The organism is Microcystis sp. M53602_WE12, from assembly GCF_030065455.1.
Classification (GTDB): domain Bacteria; phylum Cyanobacteriota; class Cyanobacteriia; order Cyanobacteriales; family Microcystaceae; genus Microcystis; species Microcystis aeruginosa.
The window spans coordinates 1-8527 of sequence record NZ_JASJFB010000788.1; the positions used below are offsets into that span (position 1 = coordinate 1).

Consider the following 8527-nt stretch of genomic DNA (forward strand, 5'->3'; position numbering starts at 1 on the left):
AGTCTGGTCCGGGTAGCTCCTGCTTTACAGCAATATATCGTCGATTTAGTCCGCGCTACCCGTGATCACGAAGATATTAGTTTAGGAGTCAGTCCCCGGGGTTGTGTGGTTTTGCAAAAAGCAGTTCAAGCTTACGCTTTCCTCGAAGGTCGCGATTATGCTATTCCCGATGATGTTAAGTTTATTACTCCCTACGTCTTCTGCCATCGTCTGATTCCTAGTCACGGTCGTCAAGCTAAAGCTATCGTGGAAAGACTTCTACAATCGGTGGCGATCGAGGATCGCATCTGTGCCTGAACTACTTTGAACCCCTAGAGGAGAGAATTGCCGCGCTCAAAACCCCTAGTGGGGGAATAACAACGACTGGCGTTGTCAGATCAGAATATGAAGAATGAATTGCGACACAACGAGAGCCTTACTCTTAAAGCGTTTTCAAGTCTGCTCTGATGCGCCATCATCTTCAAACTTGACAACGCCACAACGACTAGCAATTAAACCCAAAACTAACCACCAGAGGGTACTAACTTGGGGACGATACCAAACCGTATCAAAAAAACCGTGGGCAAGAATTCCAGCCATAGCGGCAATTGCCCCGATTAACCAAAAGCCTTGACTATCCATTTTATCGCGTAAAAGTTTAATTTGATGGATGACTTGGCCGATAGTTGTGACTAATAACCAGAGGAAACAGGTAAAACCAATAATTCCCGTTTCTACCATGATTTCTAATACCACAGAATAGGCACTTAAAGCCGTGTATTTTGGCTTCATGAATAGGGGGTAAATTTTCTTAAAAGCATCATTACCCGGTCCGATGCCCAAAAGTGGATAGGTTTGAATCATGCGAATAACTGCATCCCAAACATTAATCCGAAAGTTATTACTACTATCTTCCCGGCCTGCAAAAATACTCATCACCCGAATTCGCAGCGGTTCCACCAATAAAATCGCCCCTAAAATCACCACGGCTAAACCCCCTAAAATTAAGGGTAAAAGCCATGTTTGCCAAAATAACGGTAGATAGTTTTTGAACCAATAAAATAATAGCAATAAGAAGACGATTCCTAAGACCATCAAACCAATCCAACCGCCACGACTCTCGGTAAAAAATAAACAAGCGGCATTGGCTAAAGTTAATAAAGCCGCTAAAATTTTCGGTAGCCATCCCTGCCACACAAACAAGGCTGCACCGCTAAAAGCAATACCAGGGAATAAATAACTAGCTAATAAATTAGGATTACCGAGATAACTATAAACCCTAGTATCTCCCGCTAATTCTGAGGTGGGATCGTTCCAAGTTGCTAACTGTTCCGCACCAAAAATTTGCTGACGAATGCCGTAAACGCTGACTACTAATGCGGTTAAAACTAAAGTAGTCAGAATCCAATTTGTTAGGCGTGGTGAGCGCATGATTCGGGCGGTAAAGGCAAAAAAGATGAGATTGAGAGTTAATTTAATTAATCCTTCCAAGGCTGCGGTTTTAACGGGAGAAAAAGCCGTAGAAACCGTGGCAATTCCCCAATATAAAAGTACCAAAAGATGTATGGGTGTCACCCCAATTTTGCCTTCATCCACAAGGGTTAAGAGTAGCCAATAACCCGCTATTGCTAACAGCAAAAAACCGATTTGACTGGTGGAGAAAAAAGGCGCAGTGGCGATAAGGAGAGAGATTAACAGCGCACCCATCAGTTCTGTCCACTGCACAAACTGGCTACCCTGTCGCCATTGACTAAAAAGGCCGACGAAACGATGCAGATAGCTATATTTTGACCAAGAAGCGGGCGAAAAGTTCAATAGGGTGATTTGTTTCCAAAAAGCATTCATAGGGTTTTTAGTTGCGGTTGTCACCAGCAAACTTTGATTAAGATACCGATTGTATCTTAATTGTTGACTCTTGGGAGCCAAAAGAGTTTCAGTCTGGTGTCTTAGGGCAGCTTCACACAGTCAAAACCTAATAGTATAACCAGTCTAGGCATGGGGTGAACGTAAAGCTTGACCTAAACGAGTTAAGCCTTGGGAACAGTCAAAACGATCGAGATGTACTTCAATAAATGATAGGCGATCGATGTTACCCTGGGCAATCGATAAAGCCTTTTCTAATTCCCCTTCTGTCCTGACTTGACAACTCCAACTTTCCCCGTTAAATACTGCTGGTAATTGGTGATATTTCCACGGTTGTAGATCATTATAAATATTATCCTGAATTACCCGCTCGATCGTGTAACCGTCGTTATTAATTAAAAAGATAATTGGATTGAGATGGTGACGGATAATTGTCGAAAGTTCTTGGGCGGTCATTTGAAAAGCACCATCCCCCACAAAGACGATAGGACGAGTATTTGGTGCGGCAAAAGCTACTCCTAAACAGGCGGGAATTGAATAACCAATAGAGAGATAAAATGCTTGACCGATAAAGTCGGTTTTTTGGGGCATTAATAAATCAATTGTGGCAATAATTGCGTCCCCTGTATCAGAAATAACAAAAGATTCTTGAGCGATAAAATGATTCATTCGCTCATAAAAACGAGCATTAGTTAATTTTTGCTCTGCCACGGCGATGAATTCTAAATTCTTCAATTCGGCCGCAGGTTTAATCTCTAGTGTAGCCGCTTCTTTGTGACTTAGCTTATTAATTAAACCCTCGATAAAATCCCCTAGGAATACTGGTTGATAGAAGTGATGTTTAATCTTGATCTTCTCGGAATTGGCATTAATCAAATTATTGGGATTTAAATTAGCCGTAAATCCGCCTAAATTCATATCGGACATGATCGCCCCTAAACAGAGGACACAATCGGCATTTTCCACCCGTTGACTAACGTATTCGCGACTTAATGCCCCCACATAAGTGCCGATAAATTGCGGCTGCATTTCCGAAATTGACGACTTACCTAAAATAGTGGTGGCTAAGGGATAACCCGTTACCTCTAAAAGTTTCAGCAACTTATCCTGGAGTTTAAACCGATGGAATTCTACCCCTGCTAAAATAATTGGTTTTTCCGCTTTTTCTAATAAAAAAGCCGCTTCTTCAATGGCTTCTTCTAAAGCGGCAGCATCCGTGAGATTATCGGTTAAATAAATTGGCTTTTCTGAGGGGATACAGGGACGATAGACTAGATCCCGGGGAATTTCGATATACACGGGACGTTTGTGATGCAAACAAGCTGTTAAAGTTTGATCGATTTGACTGGCTGCTTGGGCAGAATTAGTGAGAATAACCGAGGCAACCGTGACTTTTTCCATGATGGACAATTGCAGATTATAATCGCCCGTGGTGTGGTGTAATAATAAATTATCCCGGCGAATCGAGCGATCGGAAGCCCCACTAATTACCACCAGGGGAACTCTTTCAGCGTAAGCACCGACCACAGCATTAACTAGGCTAAATCCCCCGACTCCGTAGGTGACACAGACAGCGCCCATACCTTTGACTCGCGCGTAGGCATCGGCGGCATAACCCGCGTTAAGCTCATTACAGGTACAAACTAATTCGATCGGACTTTCCACCAAAACATCCATCAAATCGAGGACATAATCCCCCGGCACCCCGAAAACATGATTAACCCCTAAATTATGGAGACGCTGGCATAAATATTCGCCGATCGTGATCATAGCAATTTTCTCCCCTGTGTTGGCACTTTCACGCCGATCATAACGATTTTTTCAAAAAATAGGCTCATGCCCAGTAATGAACTAGAAAGTAAAAATCAGCAGACTTTAATTAAGTAGCTGTTTGCAATTAAATAGAAGATAGGTTTTGCACTCGATCCCCCCTGCCCCCCTTAATAAGGGGGGTGCCGACAGGCGGGGGGATCTTAGAGTTTTTTCCGCAGACCCTAATTATATCTAGCGCTGGTGATCAATGCTATAGTATAAAATCTGGGGTTTTTCTCTTGGGTGTAAAAAAATATCTGCGGCACTTTTTCAGGTATAATTTTTACAGGAGATTCCCTAAAACTTTCGACTTAAATAAGGCTGACTGTTAATGATTTTTACTGAATTAGTTTTGCAAAATTTCGGTCCCTACGCCGGTCGTCAAGTGATTAATTTACGTCCCGAAAAAGACAACAATTCCTGTCCGATTATCCTTTTGGGAGGCATGAATGGCGGCGGTAAAACTACTTTAATGGATGCGATTCGTTTGGCTTTGTACGGTGCGCGGGCAAAGTGTTCTACTCGCAATAATTTAAGTTATGCCGAGTTTCTCAGTCAAGCAGTTAATAATCAAGCTTCCCTCATCGATCAAGCGAGAATTGAATTGGCTTTTGAACATCTAGTTAATGAACAATGGCGACAATATCGTATCGTTAGATACTGGACAAAACAGCCCAAAGATGGTAAGGATACCCTCGGTATTTTAGATGAGGATTGGCCCGATCCTGCCTTAGCTAATACTTGGGATGAATATATTGAAACTTTATTACCTTTGGGTATTTCTAACCTCTTTTTATTTGATGGGGAACAGGTAAAAGAATTGGCAGAACAGGATGTACCTCCTGACAGCGTTAAGGATTCGATGCAGACTTTATTAGGGTTAGAATTAGCGGAAAGATTAGCAGTTGATCTTGATATTTTGGCTAGTCGCAAGCGCCGGCTATTAGCAGCAGAAAATGAACTGGCAACTATTGAAGCTATTGAGAAAAAATTAGCCCAGTACCAAGAAGATTTGGAATTGGCTAGACAAGAGATGGAAACTCAACAAAAAAATTTAGATTTGGTTAGAAATGATTTTGATGCAGTCTCGGATAAATTTCGCATTGATGGCGGAAAAATTGCCGCCGAAAGAAGTCAATTAGAGAGCAGAAAAAAGGATTTAGATAAAAAGTTAGATAAACAGAGAGAATATTTAGGTCAATTGGCGGGGGAATTTTTACCATTAAAGTTAATTTTTCCTCTCCTAGAAGCGGCTAAAATTCAGGGAGAAAAAGAGCTAAAATTTCAATCGTCTCAAGTCGCTCAATCGGTTTTAGAATCCAGAGATAAAAAGTTACTTGCTTATTTAGAACAACTGAATTTAACTTTAGAGCAATTAGACAATATTAGAGAATTTTTACAGCAAGAAAATAAGTTTTTAGCTGAGGATAACGATTCTTTGGTTACTTCTTACTTAGATTTAGACGAGGAGGCGATCGAGTTATTAAATCGAGTCTTAACCCATCAACTACCGGCACAAATTAACCTCGCTCATCAAGCAATAGAACAATTAAGAAATCTGGAAGCTGACTTAGATAATTTAGAGCGAGAATTAGCAGTAGCAGCCTCTCCCGAAGAATACGAAACCCTGAGTAATAACTTAAAAACCGCTCAGAAAAACTATCTAAATGCTCAAGCAGAATACGAGCAAAGCCACAAAAATTACGAGGAAATTAAAAAGAAAATTGAGAAAAATAAAAAAGAATTATTTGCCTATAGTGAGAAAGCTTTAGAATCGCAAAATAACGAACATATCGTTAATGCTATTGTCAAAGCACAGCAAACTTTAAAAGTATTTAAGGAACGCTTAACTTTAAAAAAATTAAATAGATTAGAGGGAGAAGTGGCGGAATGTTTTCGTTATTTATTGCATAAGTCCGATCTGGTGCAGAAAATAGCGATCGATGCTGATACTTTTGGTCTATCTCTCTTTGGCCCCGATGGACAAAATGTGCCTAAACACCGTCTTTCTGCCGGAGAAAAACAACTATTAGCGATCGCTTTTTTGTGGGGATTAGCGCGAGTCTCCGGACGAGATTTACCCATCGCTATCGATACACCCCTCGGACGTTTAGATTCTTCCCATCGCCATAATTTAGTTGAACGTTATTTTCCCGCCGCTTCCTCTCAAGTCATCCTCCTCTCTACCGATACAGAAATTGGACAAAATGAGCTACTCTTATTAGAAGAACAGGAAGTAATCGCCAGAAAATACCTGCTAGAATATAATTCCCAACAACGTCAAACCACTATTCACCCCGACCGCTACTTTTGGTAAGATTATGACTGAGATAAATTCCCACGAAATCCTCGCCCAATTAACTTGAGACATCGGGTATTACTTCCAATTTTATCACTCAATCCAAGCCTTTGGGGGGGGAGAGTCGGGTCTCTGGGTTCTTAATGGAGACATTGAGAATCTAAGCCGTCTCGTCGAAGCAAGGAATTTCTAACAGCAATGTGGAAAGAATCCCCCGTCACAGCCTAGCTTGACGGTGGGAGTATGTCAACTGACTTGACAGTAAAACAACCCCACTCGCTTTTTGTTGCTCTACTTTGGGGTAGGATTCAAGAGCGCTGTTTAGGGATAAATGACTGTTCGTCGGCGCTATTGTCTAGTTTTTGAGCGTTTTTTCCAGCTGGGCTACCCTTGCTTTCTGTTGCTTCAAATCGGCTAGTTGTTTTAGTAATTGTTCTCTTACTTCATAGCGATAGGCAAAAAAATGCTCACCTATCCCTAGGGTCGCTAGATACTCTTCTAGCAGACGGGGTTTGACCCAGGCAATCACCGCCAGTTGCCACCAGAAACGGAACCGCGTCGGTCGGACAATCCCCTGCCGCCAGAGCAAGGAACGGAACAATTGCCACTGTTGCCCATCTAATTTACGGTTCGATTTGCCGCGCCATCCCCCCATCATCATGAAATGGTTGAAGGTTCGTTTCAGGTAGTTAACAGGATCGTAGATTTCCCAGAAAGCGTCGATGTATTCTTCGGTAATCTCTTCCACCGGGCGAGTTGGCTCAAAGTTCATCATGGCTCCCTGATGGAAAGTGCCCATGCCATCCACCAGACGACCTTCCCGTTGCAGGCGATTCCACAGGGCGGTATTTTGCAGTGCCTGGAGCAGGCTAAACTGCCCCTGGGGAATACTCGCCTCCATAATAAAATCTTTGATCCGCTGCCCTGCGCCAGGTTTCTCATTGTCAAAACCGATAATGAAGCCAGACATAATCTGCAGCCCCATGCGGGTAATTTTGTGACAGGATTCGATCAGGGATTGGCGGGTGTTTTGAACCTTGTTAATGCCCATTAAGCTATCGGTATCTGGTGTCTCAATCCCCATAAACACCAGCATAAAGCCGGCCTTGACCATTAACTCGATCAGTTCACTGTCTTCGGCCAGATTAAGGGAAGCTTCCGTAATCAGTTTAAAGGGATACTGGTGTTGTTCCATCCAGGGGATCAACTCCCGCAGAAACACCTTGGCATTCCGCTTATTGCCAATGAAGTTGTCATCGACAACAAAAATGTAGCGCCTCCAGCCCAGTTGATATAACGTCTCCAACTCAGCCAACATTTGTTCTGGGGTTTTGGTGCGCGGTTTGCGGCCATAGAGGTTGATGATGTCACAAAATTCGCATTGAAAGGGGCAACCGCGAGAAAACTGCACGGTAATCGCCAGATAGGCATCCAGATCTAGTAGATCATAGCGGGCGATCGGTGTCATGGTGACATCGGGTTTCTCGCTGGCTCTAAAGACACCACTCGGTTCACCCCGCTCTAGGGCTGCCAGGAACAGAGGGATTGTCAGTTCTCCTTCATCCAGAATCAGGTAATCTGCTCCAGCTTTTTGGGCAACTTCTGGATAGGAGGTGGGGTAAGGCCCGCCCACCGCCACTTTTTTACCCAACTGCAACCCTTTGGCAATCAATTCTTGAAAGTCCTTTTTCTGAATGATCATGGCGGAGATGATGACCAAATCGCACCACTCCCAATCGGAAGCCGTTTCTAATCGGACATTGCGATCAACAAACCGGATTTCCCAATCCGATGGTAACAGGGCTGCCACCGTAATTAAACCCAGGGGCGGATTGGTTGATCTTAAACGGGCTAGATCTAAAGTCTCTTGATAGGACCAAAAGGAGTTGGGCATCAGCGGCCACAGTAATAGGGCTTTCATTCAGGTGTCTCCAATGAAGAAGCTAGATGCTTTACATACTAGCCACAAAGCCCAAGTCGATCAAGACTGTTTTAACATCTTTTTTTACTAATAAATTAGTTCTAAATAAATCGTGAAAAAACCGCATTTTTTTCGAGATTAGCACAACTAAATGCACGATGCTTGCTAAAAACTCGTGTTTTCCCATTTTTATCAACGCGCTCTGGGGGCTGTGTGCCTCTTTTGGGTATTTTTGGGTAGGTTCCCTAAAAAATGCTGATTCTGAAAAACCCTCTTAAAATTCGCAAGCACCGAATAGTAAGGGTTTCGTTTCAGTCCCTAGGAAGTCTGTTTTATCGGAAAAACACCAGTTACTAGACATCTGGACAATGACTATTTCTGGTCAGGTAAACATAAGCGTAATTACACTATTTTATCCCGACCCATCATGACTCAACTACCATAAAATATAGTTTATGTCTCTTTAATTTTGGAAGATGAATAAATTAAATAACTGGTAATTATAGTCCTATTTAGGGTTTGCTGAATAAATATAAAAACCTTGTTGGATAATACTTTTAGACTTTTTTGACCTCAAAAAGTGCCGACCATTGGAGTGATTGAGGGGAAAATTCAGGTACTTTTTCCCTGAAAATTAGGTAGTTGACCACCTG

The 8527-nt window shown here is 42.5% G+C and carries 5 protein-coding genes and 1 pseudogene; 3 read left to right on the forward strand and 3 right to left on the reverse strand.

Annotated elements, in window-relative coordinates; all coding sequences use genetic code 11:
• Positions 1–297, forward strand: a 297-nt coding sequence (locus tag PX482_RS24155) for an AAA family ATPase (protein WP_288123134.1), incomplete at its 5' end; no start/stop codon positions are given.
• A 135-nt stretch (positions 298–432) separates the two neighbouring features.
• On the opposite strand, the gene PX482_RS24160 is transcribed toward PX482_RS24155, so the two are convergent.
• Positions 433–1824, reverse strand: coding sequence for an IctB family putative bicarbonate transporter (locus PX482_RS24160; RefSeq protein WP_288097216.1), 1392 nt, complete (start codon positions 1822–1824; stop codon positions 433–435).
• Positions 1825–1968: 144 nt separating this feature from the next.
• Positions 1969–3612, reverse strand: a complete 1644-nt coding sequence (locus PX482_RS24165) for an alpha-keto acid decarboxylase family protein (RefSeq protein ID WP_002761119.1) — start codon at positions 3610–3612, stop codon at positions 1969–1971.
• A gap of 373 nt (positions 3613–3985) precedes the next feature.
• On the opposite strand from PX482_RS24165, the gene dndD reads away from it, so the two are divergent.
• Together dndD and PX482_RS24175 are read left to right on the forward strand one after the other, a co-directional pair.
• Complete coding sequence (dndD, locus tag PX482_RS24170) at positions 3986–5971, forward strand: DNA sulfur modification protein DndD (RefSeq protein WP_288097218.1); 1986 nt, start codon at positions 3986–3988, stop codon at positions 5969–5971.
• A gap of 100 nt (positions 5972–6071) precedes the next feature.
• Positions 6072–6186, forward strand: a pseudogene (locus PX482_RS24175) (zinc ribbon domain-containing protein); the annotation flags it as partial.
• Positions 6187–6308: 122 nt separating this feature from the next.
• Here the strand turns inward: PX482_RS24175 and PX482_RS24180 are convergent.
• Positions 6309–7874 (reverse strand): B12-binding domain-containing radical SAM protein, encoded by a 1566-nt coding sequence (locus tag PX482_RS24180; protein ID WP_288023959.1) that lies wholly within the window; start codon positions 7872–7874, stop codon positions 6309–6311.
• Between the last annotated feature and the right edge of the window lie 653 nt (positions 7875–8527).